General features: G+C 72.4%; 2 protein-coding genes and 1 pseudogene. All 3 read right to left on the minus strand.

Going from position 1 to position 1,268, the window contains the following annotated elements; translation table 11 throughout:
* Positions 1-251: ATP/GTP-binding protein (locus tag ACFXAM_RS38795; RefSeq protein ID WP_380298645.1), on the minus strand; the 251-nt coding region annotated here is incomplete at its 3' end.
* Complete coding sequence (locus ACFXAM_RS38800; protein ID WP_380298647.1) at positions 232-978, minus strand: DUF742 domain-containing protein; 747 nt, start codon at positions 976-978, stop codon at positions 232-234. The genes ACFXAM_RS38795 and ACFXAM_RS38800, both read right to left, overlap by 20 nt.
* A gap of 161 nt (positions 979-1,139) precedes the next feature.
* A pseudogene (locus tag ACFXAM_RS38805) lies at positions 1,140-1,268 on the minus strand (roadblock/LC7 domain-containing protein); the annotation flags it as partial.

Below are 1,268 nucleotides of genomic sequence, written 5' to 3' on the forward strand. Positions count from 1 at the left end.
ATGAGGTCTTCGTCGAGGGTGATGCGGCCGAAGTCCATGGCGACGGTGGTGGTCGTCTTGCCGGAGACGTGGCTGAGGTCGTCGATGCCGGCGGAGGCCGAGGTCATGACGGCTTCGGTGCGCAGGGGGTTGATCTCGGAGACGGCGCCGACGAGCGTGGTCTTGCCGACGCCGAAGCCGCCCGCGACGACGATCTTCGCGGAGGTGGTGGCGCGGGTGGGGGCGGCCGCGTTAGAGCTTGCGAAGTCCACTGAGGACCCTTTCGAGCAGCGTGACGTCGGGCTGGTTTCCGGTTTCGCCGCCGGAAGCGGGCTGGTGGATGGCGACGAGGCCGGCCTCGGCCAGGTCGGCCACGAGGATGCGGGCCACTCCCAGGGGAAGGGAGAGCAGCGCCGACACCTCGGCCACGGACTTGACCTCGGTGCACAGGGTGCAGATCCGCTGATGCTCGGGGAGCAGGGTGGCCAGGCGTTGCGGATCCACGTCGGCGGAGACGAGCGCCTCCAGGGCGAGCTCGTACCGGGGCCGGGTCCGTCCGCCGGTCATCGCGAACGGGCGGATCAGCGGTCCGGAGTCCGGCTCGTCCTCGAAGTCGTCGCCCGCTCCGGCGTCCTGGCCCGGTCCGTGGTGACCGGGCGCCGGGGCGGGGTGTCCGGCCGGCTGCCCGGCGACCGGGCCGCGGCCGGGGAGGTGGCCGGAGTAGTGGCCGGGCTGCTGCCCGACCGTTCCGTCCGGGTAGCCGGGCGGGGGAGCGTCGTACGAGGGCCGGGGCTGGGCGTACTGGTCGTACTGTCCCGGCGCGTACGGCTGGCCGTACGACGGCCGGCCGTAGTGCTGGCCGGGCTGGCCGTGCTGGCCGTGGAGCGGCTGGCCGTACTGCTGACCGTGGCCGACGACGCCGGGTGCTCCGAAGGCGTCATGGCCTGTGCCAGGGTACGGAACGCCGTACTGGCCGCTGCGGTCGTCGGGCGGTGTCACGGTTCCTCTCCTCACAGGGTGCGGCGGTGCGTTGCGAGCTCGGGCACGGGTCCGGAGCCGGTGGTGCGAAGGCCGTACAACGTCCGATCCCGAGCCCGCCGAAGCGGGCCCGGGACGAACGCGGAGGTGCTTCGAATACCTGGACGGTATCCGACGGACCGTCAGTGCAGGAGACTGCCCTGGAGTTCTGCGCGCAGTGCGGGGGTGAGAACGGCGCCGGCGCGGTCGACGAGCAGTGCCATCTCGTATCCGACCAGGCCGATGTCGGAGTCGGGGGCGGCGAGGACGGC

Source organism: Kitasatospora sp. NPDC059462, from assembly GCF_042749955.1.
Classification (GTDB): domain Bacteria; phylum Actinomycetota; class Actinomycetes; order Streptomycetales; family Streptomycetaceae; genus Kitasatospora.